This window comes from Rubrivirga sp. (assembly GCF_965213695.1).
Classification (GTDB): domain Bacteria; phylum Bacteroidota; class Rhodothermia; order Rhodothermales; family Rubricoccaceae; genus Rubrivirga.
The window spans coordinates 1968753-1984065 of record NZ_OZ243912.1 but is presented as its reverse complement, the minus strand read 5'-3'; the positions used below and the strand labels follow the sequence as shown (position 1 = coordinate 1984065).

Annotated in this window: 11 protein-coding genes; 3 read left to right on the top strand and 8 right to left on the bottom strand. The window is 72.7% G+C overall.

Features of this window, described 5'->3' with window-relative positions:
* The first annotated feature begins 1 nt into the window (after nt 1).
* From ACOOHE_RS08705 to ACOOHE_RS08695, 3 genes are read left to right on the top strand one after another with little or no spacing between them, the layout of a single operon-like run.
* Nucleotides 2-2353: a TonB-dependent receptor gene (locus ACOOHE_RS08705; RefSeq protein WP_420457411.1), complete on the top strand. Its 2352-nt coding sequence runs from the start codon at nt 2-4 to the stop codon at nt 2351-2353.
* A gap of 16 nt (nt 2354-2369) precedes the next feature.
* Nucleotides 2370-3218: a DUF4249 family protein gene (locus tag ACOOHE_RS08700; RefSeq protein WP_420457410.1), complete on the top strand. Its 849-nt coding sequence runs from the start codon at nt 2370-2372 to the stop codon at nt 3216-3218.
* A complete protein-coding gene (locus tag ACOOHE_RS08695; protein ID WP_420457610.1) occupies nt 3178-3651 on the top strand; it encodes an EamA family transporter in 474 nt (157 codons plus the stop codon). The genes ACOOHE_RS08700 and ACOOHE_RS08695 overlap by 41 nt, the downstream gene beginning before the upstream one ends.
* Nucleotides 3652-4183: 532 nt before the next feature.
* Here the strand turns inward: ACOOHE_RS08695 and ACOOHE_RS08690 are convergent.
* The 8 genes from ACOOHE_RS08690 to ACOOHE_RS08655 all read right to left on the bottom strand — a co-directional run bounded on the left by ACOOHE_RS08690 (nt 4184) and on the right by ACOOHE_RS08655 (nt 15124).
* On the bottom strand, nt 4184-7234 hold the full coding sequence (locus tag ACOOHE_RS08690; protein WP_420457409.1) for an AAA family ATPase: 3051 nt from the start codon (nt 7232-7234) through the stop codon (nt 4184-4186).
* Nucleotides 7235-7449: 215 nt separating this feature from the next.
* Nucleotides 7450-8031, bottom strand: a complete 582-nt coding sequence (locus tag ACOOHE_RS08685) for a CvpA family protein (protein WP_420457408.1) — start codon at nt 8029-8031, stop codon at nt 7450-7452.
* On the bottom strand, nt 8028-8474 hold the full coding sequence (locus ACOOHE_RS08680) for a GatB/YqeY domain-containing protein (protein ID WP_420457407.1): 447 nt from the start codon (nt 8472-8474) through the stop codon (nt 8028-8030). The genes ACOOHE_RS08685 and ACOOHE_RS08680 overlap by 4 nt, the downstream gene beginning before the upstream one ends.
* A gap of 120 nt (nt 8475-8594) precedes the next feature.
* Nucleotides 8595-9347 (bottom strand): hypothetical protein, encoded by a 753-nt coding sequence (locus tag ACOOHE_RS08675; RefSeq protein ID WP_420457406.1) that lies wholly within the window; start codon nt 9345-9347, stop codon nt 8595-8597.
* Entirely contained in the window at nt 9344-10426 is a 1083-nt protein-coding gene (locus ACOOHE_RS08670) for a PQQ-binding-like beta-propeller repeat protein (protein WP_420457405.1), read from the bottom strand. Before ACOOHE_RS08670 ends, ACOOHE_RS08675 begins: the two co-directional genes overlap by 4 nt.
* A complete protein-coding gene (locus ACOOHE_RS08665) occupies nt 10426-13425 on the bottom strand; it encodes a BamA/TamA family outer membrane protein (RefSeq protein ID WP_420457404.1) in 3000 nt (999 codons plus the stop codon). Before ACOOHE_RS08665 ends, ACOOHE_RS08670 begins: the two co-directional genes overlap by 1 nt.
* 97 nt (nt 13426-13522) lie before the next feature.
* The gene (locus tag ACOOHE_RS08660) at nt 13523-13981 is read right to left on the bottom strand and encodes a hypothetical protein (RefSeq protein ID WP_420457403.1); all 459 of its coding nucleotides are present in this window, start codon (nt 13979-13981) and stop codon (nt 13523-13525) included.
* Nucleotides 13982-14077: 96 nt separating this feature from the next.
* Nucleotides 14078-15124: a bifunctional phosphoglucose/phosphomannose isomerase gene (locus tag ACOOHE_RS08655; RefSeq protein ID WP_420457402.1), complete on the bottom strand. Its 1047-nt coding sequence runs from the start codon at nt 15122-15124 to the stop codon at nt 14078-14080.
* Between the last annotated feature and the right edge of the window lie 189 nt (nt 15125-15313).

The following is a 15313-nucleotide window of genomic DNA, read 5'->3' as shown; positions in this document are numbered from 1 at the left end:
TATGGTCGACCCCCATCGCGCGCCCCCCCCACCGAGCTTGAAGGCTCGGTGCCACCGGACGCTTGCGAGCGTCGCGCTCGTCTGCGCGTCGGCCGCGGCGGTCGCACAGCCGTCGGCCGTCGGCGGGTCGGTCGTCGACGCGGTCACGTCGGAGGTTCTGCCCGGCGCGTCGGTGTACGCTCCGGCGCTAGGGGTAGGGACCACGACAAACGCCTACGGCCACTTCTCGCTCGGTCTCCCGGCTGGGGTCGACTCCCTCGCGCTTTCCATACGGTATCTCGGCTATGTCCCCGGCTCTTTGACCGTCGCCTCGTCTGACCCCGCACCCATCGTCGTCCGGCTTGTCCCGGGCGTCGACTCCCTCGGGGGAGTCGCCATCGAGGCGGCCCGTTCGGACGCCGCGTCCGACGGCATCCGACTCTCGGCCCGGGAGGTGAGCCGGGTCCCGGCCCTCCTCGGGGAGGCGGACGTCATGAAGGTCGTCCAGTTGCTCCCAGGCGTGGCGCAGGGGGCGGAGGGAACGACGGGGCTCCACGTGAGGGGCGGGTCACCGGATCAGACGCTTCTCCTCCTCGACGGCGCGACGGTCTACAACGCGGCCCACCTTTTCGGTGCCGTCTCCATTTTCAACCCCGACGTAGTCCAGAGCGTCCGGCTCGCGACGAATGGGCTCTCGGCGAAGGAGGGCGGGCGGCTGGGGTCAGTGCTCGAGGTGGTCACCCGAGACGGCCGACGGGACCGGGTGGGTGGCGTGGGCTCGGTCGGGGTGCTCGCCTCGCGGGCGACGATTGAGGGACCGCTCGCCGGGGGCCGCGGGGCGTTCCTGGTCGCGGGGCGCCGGACGTACGCTGACCTCTTCACGCGGCTCTTCCTCGACCGTGACGAGGAAGGGTACCGCGCTTCGGCCGGGTACGCATTCTGGGACGGGACGGCAAAGGCGTCGTACGACTTGGATTCGCAGACGCGCCTGTTCGCGAGCGCGTACGCGGGCCGGGACCACCTTTACGGGCGTGCCCGGGAGGCCTTTGGGGAGGATGAGGAAACCGATCAAGACGATCTCGCCTGGGGGAACCTGACGGGGACAGTACGGGCGACCCGGCGGTTCGGACCCCGGATGTTCGCCAGCGCGGTCGCCGCGTACAGCAGGTACGGGTTCGATGTCGCCCGCGTCCGGACGGCGTCGTTCGGCGACGATGACCGGCTGTACCGGTTCGAGCAGGGGTCAGGCCTGACCGACTGGTCCGTTCGGGCAGACGCGGAATGGGCGCCGCACCCGGACCACTCCGTCGGGTTCGGAGGCGGGGTCTCGTTCAAGTCGTACCAGCCAGTCCGGCTCATCCGGGAATCGCGGGGAGTCGGCGCCCCGTTGTTCGCCGAGGCCGACGCGCGTGCGGAGACCGTGACGTCCTCGGTCTACGTCGAGGACGAGGTCCGCCTGGCCCGGTCCGTCCGCGTCGCGGTCGGTCTCCGGCTCGACGTGCACGGCGTCGACGGGGTCGTCTTCCTGGGGCCGCAGCCCAGGCTCCGGATCACGGCCCCGCTCGGCGGGTCGTGGACGGTCACGTCGTCCGTGGAGCGGCACTGGCAGCCGCTCCACCTCCTCTCGAACGCCGGGATCGGTCTCCCCACGGACCTCTGGGTCCCGGCCACGGCCAGCCTTCCCCCGGCTTCCGGCACCCAGTATTCCGTCGGTGTCCTTTGGCGACGGCCGGGGGGCGAGGTCACCGTCGGGGCGTACGCGCGCGAGATGGACGGGCTCGTAGAGTACCGGAACCCGGGCGGATCGCTTCCCTCCGGGGCCGCGTGGGAAGAGGCGGTGACCACGGGCGGCGGGACCGCTTACGGTGTTGAGATCTCGGCGCGGCGGACGGTGGGCCGGCTGGAGGGATGGGCGACCTACTCGCTCTCCCGGTCTATGCGTTCGTTCCCCGAGATCGAGGCGGGCCGGCCGTTCCCGTACCGATACGACCGGACCCACAACGCGAACGTAACCCTGTCCTACGCACTGAGCGCCCACCAGCGATTCGGCGCCACCTGGGTGGCCGCGACTGGGCTCGCCGCCACGTTCCCCATTGGGAGGTACCTCAGCGCCGACCAGTTCCAGTACGGCCCCCGAAATGGCGGACGGTTCCCCACCTACCACCGCCTCGACGTGTCGTATGCCCGCGACATCGGCCGCGGGACTCTGTCCGTCGGGGCGTACAACGTCTACAACCGACAGAACCCGTTCGCGCTCAGCCTCACGGTGGCCGAGGTCGCCACGGTCCCGGGCGAGACCGATTACGTCCGCCAAATCAAATCGACGAGCCTCTTTCCAATTCTCCCCCATGTCAGCTACCAACGGGCTTTCTAGGCAGGCCCTTGCGTCCGTGCTCGCGCTGGTCGTGGCTGGCGGGTGCGAGACCCTCATCACACCGGACCCCGACGACGCCGTCCCCGTGCTCGCGGTAGACGCCGAGTGGACCGCGGGCGAGGGGTGGTCCGTACAGGTCGAGCGGACGGTCGGGCTTAACGAGCCCCTCGACTCGACGTGGGTGAGCGACGCGACCGTCGTCGCTTCGGGTCCCGCGGGTCAGACGACCACGTTCGTGCACGGGACCCGTGGGGGTTATGTCGGCGGCGGCAGCCCTTCGGCGGGCGAGAGCTACGTTCTCGGCGTCTCGGCTCCTGGACTCCCTTCTGTACGATCAGCCTGTACGGTCCCGTCGCCGGTCGAGGGGCTCCGAGTCGAGGGCGCACCGGGGGGGGGTCTCTCCGTCCGCTTCTCCGACCCCGCTGGACGCGGCGACAACTACGTCTTGACCCTCGAAGCGCTGACCGCCACGGGCGACACGCTGGGCGTGGTCTTCGAGACGGACAACCCGTCGATTCGGGACGAGTCGTTCTGGACAGCGATCCAAGGGTCCGGCAACCGCGCAACCTTCTCCCTTGCCCCCTTCGGCGACGCACAGTTCGACGGGAAGACCTTCGAGGCCGTGATCGTCCCGTCCGTCTCGGCCGGCACCGACGTCCGGTCCTACGAGGCCCTGCTGAACGTGGGGAACAGGGCCTACGTCGAGTGGTGGCGAGAGCTTGTCACAAGGTCGGACGCGAACCCCTTCGCGGAGGCCGCCGTGCCATACTCGAACATCGAGGGCGGGGTCGGATCACTCCGTTGCCGGACGACTCAAAGAGCGGCTGTCACCCTTCAAAAAGCTTTGGTGGGACACGGGTCGTAGGGCACGGGATGAGGGAGGCACCCGCCAGACCTGCTGTGTCGTTGCACCAGCAGGTCAAGCGCTGGGGCTCACGTTCTGGGGGATCGTCGTCTCGGCGCCGGGACTGTTCCTGCTGGCCGCGCCCGAGCTGCCGACCGTCGAGTGGCCGGCGTTCGGCCCGGTCGAGGTCGGCGCGATCCTGTTCTCGGGCGGGCTCTCGACGGGCCTGGCCTACGCCATCTGGAACGAGTCCGTGTTGCAGGTCGGCGCGTCGCGGACGGCGGCGTTCTCGAACCTGGTCCCCGTCGTGGGCGTGGTCGCGGGCGTCGTCCTGCGCGGGGAGACGGTGACGCTGCTCCAGGTGGCCGGCGGCGCGCTCATCGTGGCCGGCGTGGTCGTGGTCCGCCGCCGCGGGATCGGGCCCGCGCTGGCGCGAGCGACGGCGCCGGAGTGACGGATGCGGGAGGGGTGTGTGATACCTGCTCTCTAGGGCGTGGGGACATTCGCGGGGTCAGGCTCGCACGAGGTCACGATTTCGGCCTCGCAAGGAGCGCGAGGAGTCCGGGGCCGTAGCCCCGGACGACGAGTGCGACGCGGTGAGGGCGGGATCTGGCCCGTGAGAGCCGATCTGGGTGATTGTCCACACGCCCTAATACGGAGTCGGAGAGTTCGCTGTGCATGAGTGCTCCTCCCGATTTCCCCCTCACCCTGTCCCTCTCCCTCGGGGAGAGGGGACCTCGTAGGAGAGTGCACGGCTTTCTCCGCGATCCCGTCTAACGTTTTTGAGTCATCCCCGCGAAGGCGGGGATCACTCAGCTGGGGAGTGGAGCACAAACCAAGACGTGACATGAGTGTGGGAGGGGGAGTTCACTCCCACACCCTCGCCCTCCGCACTCCCACAGCGACGAACGGAGACAGATCAACCGGACGTAGCAGGAGCGTAACCGTGGCCACCGCCCCCTCCTCCCACACCCCCCACTCCTCGACTACGCCCCGATCACGTCGAACGTCGAGCCCGTGACCGGCTCCTTGCGCACCTCGATCCGGATCGGGAAGGCGTCTTTGAGCTCGTCGAGGTGGGTAATGACCAGGATCGTCTCGAAGTCGTCCTGGATGGCGCGGATGGCTCCGATCAACCGCTGCAACCCCTCGGCATCTTGCGTTCCGAACCCCTCGTCGATGACGAGCGTGCGGATCTGGGTGCCGGACCGCTCGGCGAGCATCTGGCTGAGCGCGATCCGCAGGGCGAAGTTGACGCGGAAGGCCTCGCCGCCGGAGTACGTCTCGTAGGACCGGGCCACGCCCTGGTCGTCGGTGATCCGGATGTCGAGCGTCTCCTTCGTCCCGCCGCCCGTCTTCTTGTCCTTGAGCGTTTCGAGCGCGACGCGCGTCCGCCCCCGGCTGAGGCGGTCGAGCAGCGCGTTGGCGCGGGCTTCGATCTCGGGCAGCGTCTCCTCGATGATGAGCGACGGGATCCCGTTCTTGCCGAACGCGCGGCGGAGGTGGCCGTAGAGGGCCCGCTCGCGCTTGACGTCGCGGAGCTCGGCGCGGAGCTCGGTCCGGCGCTGGCGGTCGCGCGCGGCCCGGTCGAGCCGCTCGGTAAGCGCTCCCAGCCGGCCCTGGGCCTGGGCCAGGCGGCCGGCCGCGTCCTGGCGCGCGGCCTCGGCCTGGGCGCGCTCCTGGTCGGCCACGACGCGGTCGGCGAGCTTTTCTTGGAGCGCGTCGAGGGCGGCCTGCCGGGACTCGCGGTCGGCGACGAGGGCGCGTCGGTCGGCGGCCAGGGCCGCGCGGCGCTCGCCCAGCTCGGCCCGCTGGCGGCGCGCGTCGAGGAGCTCGGCGAGCCGGCGGGGCGCGTCGGCGAGCGCGTCGAGGGCCTTGCCGACGCGCTCGTGCTCGGCCGGGTCGAAGCCGAGCGCGGCGACCTGGGCGTCGAGCGTGGCCATCCGCCGAAGGCCGTCGGCGTTGTGGTCGCCGCGGTCGAGGGCCGCCCGGCGCTCGACGAGGGCGGACGCCCGCCGGGTGCGGTCGGCGCGGGCGCCGGCCAGGCGCTCCCCGGCCACGGCGAGCGTCCGCAGGACGCCGGCCCAGTGGTCGCGGAGCGCGGCGTCGGCGCGGGCCTGGGCGTGGGCCTCGGCGTCGTAGGCGATCTCGGCGCGGGCGTCCGCCAGCGTCGTCCGCTCGGCGCGGGCCTCGGGGCTGAACGCCTCGTCGTCGATCTGGCGGCGCAAGCGGCGGGCCTCGGTGCGGAGCTCCGTCAGCCGGGCCTCCCCCGCCGCGACGCGCTCGGCCCGGTCCCGAGCGGCGGCGAGCGCCCGAGCGGCCTCCCCGCCGGCCTCGACGGCTTTGCCCAAGCGGACGAACTCGGCCCGGAGCGCGTCGCGCCGAGCGACGGCCGCTTGGCGCTCGGCGGTCGTCTCCCGCGTCGCCTCGGCGATCTCGGCGAGCTCGGCGTCGGTGACGGCCAGCACCTCGGCACGGTGGGCCTCGGTGAGGTCGGTCCCGCACGTCGGGCACGTCTCGTCGTCGGACGCCGCGAGCTTCTGGCGGCGCGTCTCGACGCGGGCACGGTCGGAAAGGAGCGACTGGAGCCGGCCGTCGAGGGCGCCGACGGCCCGCGACGCCTCGGTCCCCTCGGCCTGCAGCGCCTCGCGCCGCTCGGCCGCCGCCGTGCCTGCCCGGACCGCCGCGTCGAGCGCGTCCGTGTCTACGGCCTCGGCCCCCTTGACCTCGGCCGCCAGCCGCTTGCCCTCCTCGACGACCTGGGCCCACTTGCCTTCGAGCGCGCCCTTGTCGGCCGCGAGCGTTTTGTCGATGGTCTCGACGCGGTGGTCGATCCGGGTCCGCTCGGCCGCTGCCGCCTCGTGGCGAGCCAGATCGGCCGCGGCGGCGACGGCGCGTGCGTGCGCCGCCTCGGCCTCGGCCTGACTCGCGACGGCCACCTCGTCCGACTCGATCTGGCGATCGAGGGTCGTGAGCGCCGCCTCAGAGGAGACGATCTCGGCGCGGGCCTCGGCCGTCCGCTGCTGGAGCTCCAGGCGCAACGTGTGCCGCTGGCCGTCGATGCCTCGGAACAAGGCGGCCTTCTCGTCAAGGGCGGCCCGCTGCTGGCGGAGCGACTCGTAGCGGGAGTGCTCGGCCTCGATGGCGTCGGCGCGGGCCAAGAGCGCGTCGGCCGCCTCGATCTTGGCGCCGACGGCCGCGTCGTCCCGGTCGAGGGCGGCGAGGCGGGCCGCGAGATCCGCGAGGGCGGCGGCGAGCGCCTCGGCCTCGCGCGCGGCGGCGTCGAGCGCGCTGATCCGGGCGGCGGCCCGGGCGACGGTCGCGGCGGCCCGGTCGACCTCGGCCCGGGCCTCGGCCACCGCTTGGGCCACCGCCTCGCGCTCGGCCTCCCACTCGCCGACGGGTTCGAGCGCGGCGTCCAACCGCTCGCCCTCGGCCTCGAGCGCCGTCGCCCGCTCGCGCAGGCGCGACCACCGCTGGCCGGCCCGGCCCGCCATCGCCTCGTAGCGGCCGAGCGCCAGGATCTTGCCCAGGATCTCCTTCCGCTCGCCGGGCTTCTTCTTGGTGAACTCGTCGCTCCGGCCCTGGAGCAAAAACGTCGAGTTGATGAACGTCTCGTAGTCGATCCCGACGCGCTCGTCGATGGCTGCCTGCGTGGCCCGGACCGACTCGGCCGTCAGCGCCTGCCACCCGTCGCCGTCGCGGACCTGGAGCTCGAGCCCGGGCTTCGACGTCTTCCCGCTCGCCGACTGGGTGTAGCTCCGCACGACCCGGAGCTCGACGTCGCCGACGCGGAACGAGAAGTCGACCTCCATCGCCCGCGTCCCGACCCGGAGCAGCTCCTCGTCGGGCTTGCGGGCCTCGCCCGACTTGCGGGCCTCGCCCCAGACGGCCCACGTCATGGCGTCGAGCAGCGCGCTCTTGCCCTGGCCGTTGCCGCCCGAGAGGCACGCCACGTGGATCCCCTCCAGGTCGAGGACCGGGGCGGCCTCGCCGTACGACAGGAAGTTGGTGAGCCGGAGCCGGAGGGGGATCATTCGATTGCACGACCGGCGGCCAAGCTAGCGCCGGCCGGCGTCGGCCTTGTGTCAGTGGGGACTGGGGACTGGGGACTGGGGACTGGGGACTGGGGACTGGGGACTGGGGACTGGGGACTGGGGACTGGGGAAGGTGCCGGCCAGGTCTCGGAGACGCAAGCCAACCCTCTGCCATTTCCCCTTTCCCCGCTCCCACTTCCCGCGAGCGGAGCGAGCTACTCCAGCGGCTCCTCGCCCGTCACCGACTCCGGCCGCCCCTCCTGCCACGTGTGGAACTTGTCGACGAGCGCGGCCTGCAAGCCCGGCGTGACTGTGCGGACGACGGACCAGACCTCGGGCGCCAGCGCCTCGATGGGGTCGTAGAGGACGGACGCCTGGCGGTCCTCGGCGTCCACCAGGAGGGGGCCGGCGCCGGGGATCGGGGCGAACGACGTGGCCAGCAGGAAGACGCTGAGGCCAAACGCTGCCCGGAGCGCGCCGAGCGCGCCGCCGGCCGCCGTGTCGAGCGCGCCCAGCTTGATCGCCTCCAACGTTTTTCGCACGACGTGGGCCGCCGTCGTCAGCGCCGCCAGCACGGCGCCGAACACGACGATGAAGCCCAGGACCGGCGCCGTCCGCGGGCTCACGCCCAGGCTCGCGGCCACCCCCTCGCCGACCGGCGCCATCAGCGCGGTTGCGGCAACGAACCCGAGCACCCAGCCCACCGTCCCGACGACCTGCATCAGCGCGCCCGTCCGCAGCCCGCGCCACAGGCCGACGGCTAGCACCGCCCCCAGGACCATGTCGAGGCCCGTCACCCGGCGCCGAGCAGCTCCTTCACCACGGCCTGGACGCGCGAGCCCTCGGCGACGCCGCGGAGCTCGGTCATGGCCTCGCCCATCACGCGGCCCATGTCCTTCATGGTCGTGGCCCCGGTCCGCTGGACGATGGCGTGGACGACCCGGTGGATGTCCTCGTCGGTCGCCTGGGCCGGGAGGTAGGCCTCGATGTAGCCCAGCTCGGCCGCCTCGCGCTCGGCGAGGTCGTCGCGGCCGGCCTCCTGGAACTGGGCGATCGAGTCGCGCCGCTGCTTGGCCTGCTTGGCGACGATGGCGACCAGCTCGTCGTCCGTCGCCGGGCCGTCGCCGGACTTCTCCTTCTCCGTGATGGCGGACTGGAGCATCCGGATCGCGGTCAGGCGGACCTTGTCCTTCTGACGCATGGCGTCCTTCAGGTCTCGGGCGAGCGTCTCTTTGAGCATGGGTCGAGGGGGATGGCCCGAAGCTACCGACGCCCCCGCCCGGCGTTCCCGGTTCGCAGGGAGTGCGGCGGAGCCCGGACGCGCGCGCAGGCGGCCCCACCGCCGACCTCCCCTCCTGCCCTACCGCAGCACGAACCGGAGCGCCAACGCACCGATCCCGACCTGCATCGCGCCCAAGGCAACGGCCGAGTACCGGTCGAGCCGCAGGGCCTCCTGCCGGACGACCTCGTTCCCGAAGTCGGCCGAGCCCTCGGCCCGGTAGCGGTCGTCGGCGCTGTCGGCCCGGAACTTGTAGTGGACCGCGACGGCCCCGGCCGCCAGCGCCGCGGCGCCGATGCCCACGTCGATGAGCGTCCGGCCCAGCGTGGACCGCTCGGTCGGCAAGAGCGCGGTCTCGGGGACGGCGTCGGCGCGGAGGGGGAGGACGAGCGTGACGGACTCGGCGCCGGCGCCGACCGACTGGCGGACCTCCTGGTAGCCGTCGAGCGCCGCGATCAGCACGGCCGGCCCGTCGGTCTCGACCGTCAGCGGGGCGGTCCCCAGCGTGTCGCGGACGCCGTTCCGCTCGCGGACGACGAGCGCCCGGATCGGCAACGTCTCGACGCGCAGCCGCGTCGGGAGCGAGAGCGCGACGGTGGCCGAGTCGCCGGCCGCGACGGTCACCGTGGCCGACGCCCGGCGCGGGTCCCACGCCTGGGCGTCGTCGAGCAGCACGACCTCGCGCGTCCCGGCCTCGACGCCGATCCACTCGCCGGCCGCGCCCGCCCGCACGCCGTCGACCACGACCTCACCCGCGGGGGCCTCGACGCGGACGTGGGCGGTCTGGGCGACGGCGGGCCCGGCGAGCAGGAGCAGAAACGCGAGCCGGATCATGGCGCCGTGTGGAACGCGACGACGTGGCGCGGCTCGACGAGCACCACGAGGAGCCCGCCGCCGACGGCGAGGGCGCTCTTGACGCGGCCCCGGAGCTCGGTCGACCACTCCTCCCGGCCCGTTGCCCCGTCGACCACGACCAGGCGCTTGTCGAGCGTCCCGAACACGACGCGGTCGCCGACCCAGGCCGGCTCGCCGGTCACGTTGCCGTCGCCGACGACGCGCCAGCGCTCGGCGCCCGTCGCCGGGTCGAGCGCGCGGACGGACCCGTCGCTGAACCCGACCGCCAGGCTGGGCCCGGGGGCCACCGTCGTCACCCGGAGCGGGTCGTCGTCCTGCGTCTGCCAGACGACGGCGCCGGTCGCCGCGTCCAAGCGCGTGACGCCGCCGCGCGTGGTCGAGACGTAGACGGCGTCGCCCGCGACGGCCGGAGCGGCGTAGACCGGCCCGCCGACACCGACCGCCCACCGCTCGGCGCCCGTCGCCGCGTCGAGGCGGACGACCCGGCCGGCGTCGTCGGCCACGACCACGTCGGCGCCGAGGGGCTGGGGCGCCGCGTGGATCTGGGCGTTGTCGGTGGCCGGCCGCTCCCACCGCTCGTCGCCCGTCGCCACGTCGAGCCCGAGCACGCGGCCGTCGAGCGTCCCCACGACGACGGTCTCCTCGACGCGCGCCACGCCGGCCTGGACGGCCCCGCCGCGCCAGCGCCACTGCCGGCGCCCACGCCGGACGTCGTAGGCCTCGACGCCGCCCCGGCGCTCGGCCGTCGGCACGTAGAGCGTCTCGCCGTCGGGCGACGTCGCGAGCTGCCCCTCGACGCTGTCGCCGAACTCGCCCGTGCCCTCGACGCGGCCCGTCTCACGGTCGATCACGACGACCTCCCCGTTCCGCGTCCCCACGACGACGTAGCGGTCGGTCACGCGCGCGGCCGACGGGCCGAACGCGCCGTCGGCGTCGCGCTCCCACAGCAGGCCGAGCGGGAACGAGGGCGCCTCGGCCGTCGGAGCCCCGAGCGGGGCGCCGAGCTGGATCGACGAGCAGCCCGCCAGCGCGAGCCCGAGCAGGAGCAGGCGCCGCATCAGAAGTCGTAGCCGAAGAAGAACTGGCTGAACGGCCGCTTCTCGGACCAGTCGAACCCGTCGTTGAACCGGTACCCGACGTCGTACCGGAGCACGACGGCCCCGAGCAAGTTGGCCCGGATGCCGGCCCCGAACGACCCCTTGGTCGTCCCGACCAACAGGTCCTCGCCTGGGCCGAGGAGCGAGTAGTCCGGGTCGAGGAAGACGTCGTTGTAGCCGTCGGTCCAGTTGTGGGCCGCGTCGGCGAAGAGCGCCCCGCGCAAGCCGGCGATGACGGGGAACAGCGGCGGGCGACGCGCCAGCGGGAACCGGAGCTCGTGCGACGTGAACCACAGCTTCGACCCGCGCACGCGGAGGAACGGGAACCCGCGGAGCGACCACGACCCACCCAAGAGGTTCAGCCGCGCCCGCCGGCCCACGTTCGCGCGGACGAGCCCCCACGACGCGAACGTCACCTGGTCGCTGATCCGGAGGTAGTTCCGGAGGTCGGCCGTGACCGAGTAGTAGCTCTCGTTCGACAGCCACAGGTCGGTCGTGTAGCCGACGCTGAGGTTGCCGCGGAAGCCCTGGACCGGCCCCCACGGGCCGTAGAGCGCGTGGTCCTCGACGAGCGTGACCGCGTTCGCCAGCGACGCCGTCCGCAACGTGTCGAACGACGCCGTGCGGTCGGCCGACCGCAGCAGGCCGGTCTTCTCACCGATGGCGAACGACGTCTCGACGTCGATCCGGCGGAAGAACGACAGGGGGTAGCTCACCAGCCCCAGCACGCCGACGCGCTGCTCGTACGACGGGATGCGCGAGGCCTGGGCCGGGTCCGTCCGGTCGTAGCGCGGGCCGGCCAGCCGGAAGGCCCCGTAGCCGACGTTGGCGCGGCGGCCGAGGTGGAGCCGAGTGACGGCCACATTCAGCCCGTCCAAGAACGACCGGCCGCCCTGGAGCGAGTTGGCCGAGTACGCCGTGACGTAGATCCGGTCGTTGCCCAGCATGTCCGAGAACGCGACCGTCGCGCCGCCGGCCTGGGCGCTGGCCGTCGTCGTGGTGGCGAAGCCGCCCTGGGCGATGTCGAGCTGGTAGCGCGTGACGTACGGCTCGCCCGGCTCGCCCTCGACGTCGTAGCGGGCGTGGGCCCACGGCTGGGCCACCGGCGCCGCGCCCGCGTCGACGACGAGCTCGGGGTCGGCCGCGAGCGAGTCGACGTCGAGCGCGCGGACGGTGAACCGGAAGTCCTCGAACGCGGCGAACACGAGGGCGCCGTCGCCGACCCAGTACGGGTCGAAGGCGGCGCTCGCGAACCGCGTCAGCTGGCGGAGCCGGACGGGCGGCGGCGCCGCGACGCTGTCGGCCACGGCTTCGGCGCCCCCGGGCACGACGATGCCCCCTGCCAGCGCGGGCGTCGGATTCAGCTCGGCGACCCAGAGATCCTGGGCGCTGAACTTGCCGTCGGCCTCGCGGCGGGCGCTGGCGAAGGCCAAGCGCCGGCCGTCGGGCGACCACCGCGGCGACAAGTCCACCTGCGGACCGGCGGTGACGTGGCGGATGGCGCCCGAGTCGAGGTCGAGCGTGAACAAGTTCGTGGCGCCGTCGGCGCCCCACGCCGTCCGGTCGGAGGCGAACACGACGGTCCGCCCGTCCGGGCTGAGGTCGGGCGCGCTGTCGGTGTAGGCGTCGTTCGTGAGCTGGCGGAGCGCGCCCGCGTCGCGGTCGTAGAGGTAGAGGTCGGCCTGGCCGCCCCGGTCGATCCCCGCGAACACGAGCACGCGCCCGCCCTCCGAGACCGTCGGCGAGTAGAGGGCGACCAGCTCGTCGAACCCGAGCATGACGATCCGGCGGTCGGCCACCAGGTCGTAGAGGTGGATCACGTCGGTCGCGCCGCGCTTCGAGACGACGGCCAGGACGCCGTCGTCGCTCACGTCGAGCCGGCTCTCGAACAGGTGGAACGCCTCGAAGTCGAGCGACCGCCCGGCCTCGAGCACCGCCCGGGGCTCGCCGGCTGGCTTTAGTTCGTCGTCGACGGGCTGGGCGAGCACGGCCGAGTAGCTCCCGCGGTTCGAGTAGAACAGGACCTCGCGCGTGCCGTCGGGCCGCGTCCAGGCGACCGGCTTCGCGTTGAACCCGCGCGCGCCGACGGGCTGGGTCGTCAGCGACGCGACGTCGACGTCGACCAGCTTTGGCGTGTACTGGGCGCGGACCCACGCCTCCCACCGGTCCGAGATCGTCTCGCCCTCCTCCCCCAGCACGACCTCCATCACGCGCCCGAAGTCCGTATCCCGCCACGCCTCCTCGATCAGGTCCAGCAGCCGCTCCTCGCCGTAGGTCTCGGCCACGAACCGGCAGAACGCCTCGCCCTCCTTGTACATCACGTACGACCCGGCGATGCGGTCCATGTCGTGGAGCGGCACGAAAAAGTTCGAGGCGACGGCGTCGCGCAGGATCATCTCGTGCTGGAAGTCGGGCTCGCCGCTCCAGTACTCGGCGATCCCCTCGGTGAACCACAGCGGCAGGAACTGGTCGGTCGGCCGGCGGTGGTCCCTCAGCACGCGCGACAGCTTGTTGAACGTGAACACGTGGACCAGCTCGTGGCGGATGACGCGCTGGAACCGGTGGAGGTCGCCGTCGGCCGGGATCACGACGCGGCCCTTGAGGAACTCGAAGAACCCGCCGACGCCGTCGGGGATGAACCCCGGCGTGATGTTGGTCTGCTTAAAGTGGAGGTTCGTCGCGTAGAAGACGAGCGGGACGCGGTGCGTCAGCGACAGGTCGAAGCGCGTCTCGAGCACGGTGTACCAGTCCTCGGCCGTCTGGGCCCCGATGGCGGCCAGGTCCTCGGCCTCGGGGTAGTAGTAGACGTCGAAGTGCTCGGTCTCGAGCACGTGCCAGTCGAACCCCTCGTACTGGATCTTATTCCGCCCGAACCCCTGGGCGTGCGCCGACGCCGCCAGCCCGACGAGGGCCAGCGCCACGAGAGAGAGCCGGAGTCCGCCCTGGAGTCGGTGCGTCATGGAGATCGGTGCCGCGCGCGCGGCTCGGGGACGCTAGGCACGAACGCCGCCCGGTGCAAGGGCAGAACCCCCCGGCCCTCCCCCATCGTGCCCGGCGTCACTCGGCGAACGTCCGGTTGTACTCCCAGACGGCCCGGGCCTGGCCCCGCTGCCCCCGTGCGAGCAGCACCCCCGAGCCGATGGAGAGCCCGATCCCGCTTGTCAGGAACCCTGTCCGCACCCCGTCAGACAGTTCGTCGTTCGGGACGATGGCAGCAACGTAGAGAGCGACGCCTGCGAGCCCCATCAGGAACCCGCCGCGGAGGTCGGCCCGCGACTGCTCGGCGTGGTCGAGCGCGAGCGGCGAGCCGGCGACGGCGTCCGCGAGCGTCCCCCCGAACAGCGACAGCCGGCTGACGGTCTCGGGCGCCTCGACGGAGCCGCGGACGATCTGCGTGCTGAAGTACCCCCGCTCGATGCGGAGCGCGCAGTCGGCGTACGAGCACGCTGCGTCGGCGACCGGCTGGGCGACGGCGGGAGCCGAAACGAGGAGGGCGAGGAGCAGGAGTCGGCGCATGGGTCGCGTGTCAGGTCGGGCCGGCCACGCTAGCTCGGATCGGCGCCGGGCAGCAAGGCCGTTCGGGGGCTCCAACGCTGAGGGCCCGGAGCCCGCTCACGCCAGCGTCTTCTTGAGCGCCTGGATCGTCTCGACCGGCGTCGGGTCGACGCCTTTGCGGACGGCGAGCCAGAAGCTGGCCGCGTCGCCGAGCTGGACGAGCGAGAGCGCCCGCGCCAGCCGGGAGTCGCCCTCAGACCGAAGCTCGGTCCACCCGGCAATTCCGTCGGCCACCAGGTCGCGCGTGGCGTCGAACCGCTTGGCGACCTGGGTGTGGTCGTCGGCGTCGCGCAGGGCCACGACGTGCATCCGGTCCAGCAGCGCGGGCGGGCCGGACTCGAACCCCATGATCTCGTTGTGGTCCAGCTCCGGCAGCACGTTGCCGACCGCCGGGTGCTTCGCGTTCTCGTGCATCTGGGTCCGCCACCGCATCCCGACCGGCTCCAGCAGCCCGACGCCCGTATAGACGACCGGCAGCGCGTCCTCGAACGACGCCGCGAGGTCGCGGGCCGGGTTGCCGTCGGCGTCTCGGTCGTGGCGCTCGGCGCGGTCGCGGGCGGCGGAGAGCGCGGACTCGAACTCGGCGTCCGACAGCGTTGCCAGGCCCAACGTGCGAGCCAACCGCAAGACGACGCCGAGCGAGTAGCCCAGCGCCGCGCGCGGCTGCAACCCGCCGGGGATGGTTACGACGTCGAGCCCGTCGGACTGGGCGATCTCGGCGAGGCGGCCCCCCGACGTGATGGCGAGCCGCCGGGCGCCCCGCTCTTTCGCGTCGGCGAACGCGCTCAGCGTCTCCTCCGTCCCGCCCGAGTAGCTCGACGCGACGACGAGCGTCCGCTCCCCTACCCACCCGGGCAACGTGTACCCCCGGTTGACGACGAACGGCAGCGGCGCCGTCGGCTCGACGATGCCGCGGACGAGGTCGCCGCCGATGGCCGACCCGCCCATCCCGCACAGGACGATCCCGTCGAGCGAGCCCGCGTCGAGGCCGACCCCGTCGACGGACTCGCCACGGCGCCAGCCCTCCGCGAGGTGGTCGGGGAATGCGCGGACGGCGGCGCGCATGTCGCCGGGATCGAGGGACGGGTCGTACAGGTCGGGCATGGGGAGGAGCGGCGGTGGGGGAAGCGAGGGATGGAGGGTCGGACCTGTCTCGGGGGGGGACCCGGGTTGCCCATCCAAGCAGCCGTCATCCCCGCGCACGCGGGGATCCATAAGCGGATGCTCGCCGAACACGAGGCCCGTATGGATTCCCGCGTACGCGGGAAGGACGGAGTGTTGTTTGGACACGAT

Bases quoted from the DNA above. Each gene is read 5' to 3' on its own strand.
- ACOOHE_RS08705 (WP_420457411.1), top strand. From the start codon at position 2: ATGGTCGACCCCCATCGCGCGCCCCCCCCACCGAGCTTGAAGGCTCGG.
- ACOOHE_RS08690 (WP_420457409.1), bottom strand. From the start codon at position 7,234: ATGATCCCCCTCCGGCTCCGGCTCACCAACTTCCTGTCGTACGGCGAG.
- ACOOHE_RS08680 (WP_420457407.1), bottom strand. From the start codon at position 8,474: ATGCTCAAAGAGACGCTCGCCCGAGACCTGAAGGACGCCATGCGTCAG.
- ACOOHE_RS08675 (WP_420457406.1), bottom strand. From the start codon at position 9,347: ATGATCCGGCTCGCGTTTCTGCTCCTGCTCGCCGGGCCCGCCGTCGCC.
- ACOOHE_RS08670 (WP_420457405.1), bottom strand. From the start codon at position 10,426: ATGCGGCGCCTGCTCCTGCTCGGGCTCGCGCTGGCGGGCTGCTCGTCG.
- ACOOHE_RS08665 (WP_420457404.1), bottom strand. From the start codon at position 13,425: ATGACGCACCGACTCCAGGGCGGACTCCGGCTCTCTCTCGTGGCGCTG.
- ACOOHE_RS08660 (WP_420457403.1), bottom strand. From the start codon at position 13,981: ATGCGCCGACTCCTGCTCCTCGCCCTCCTCGTTTCGGCTCCCGCCGTC.
- ACOOHE_RS08655 (WP_420457402.1), bottom strand. From the start codon at position 15,124: ATGCCCGACCTGTACGACCCGTCCCTCGATCCCGGCGACATGCGCGCC.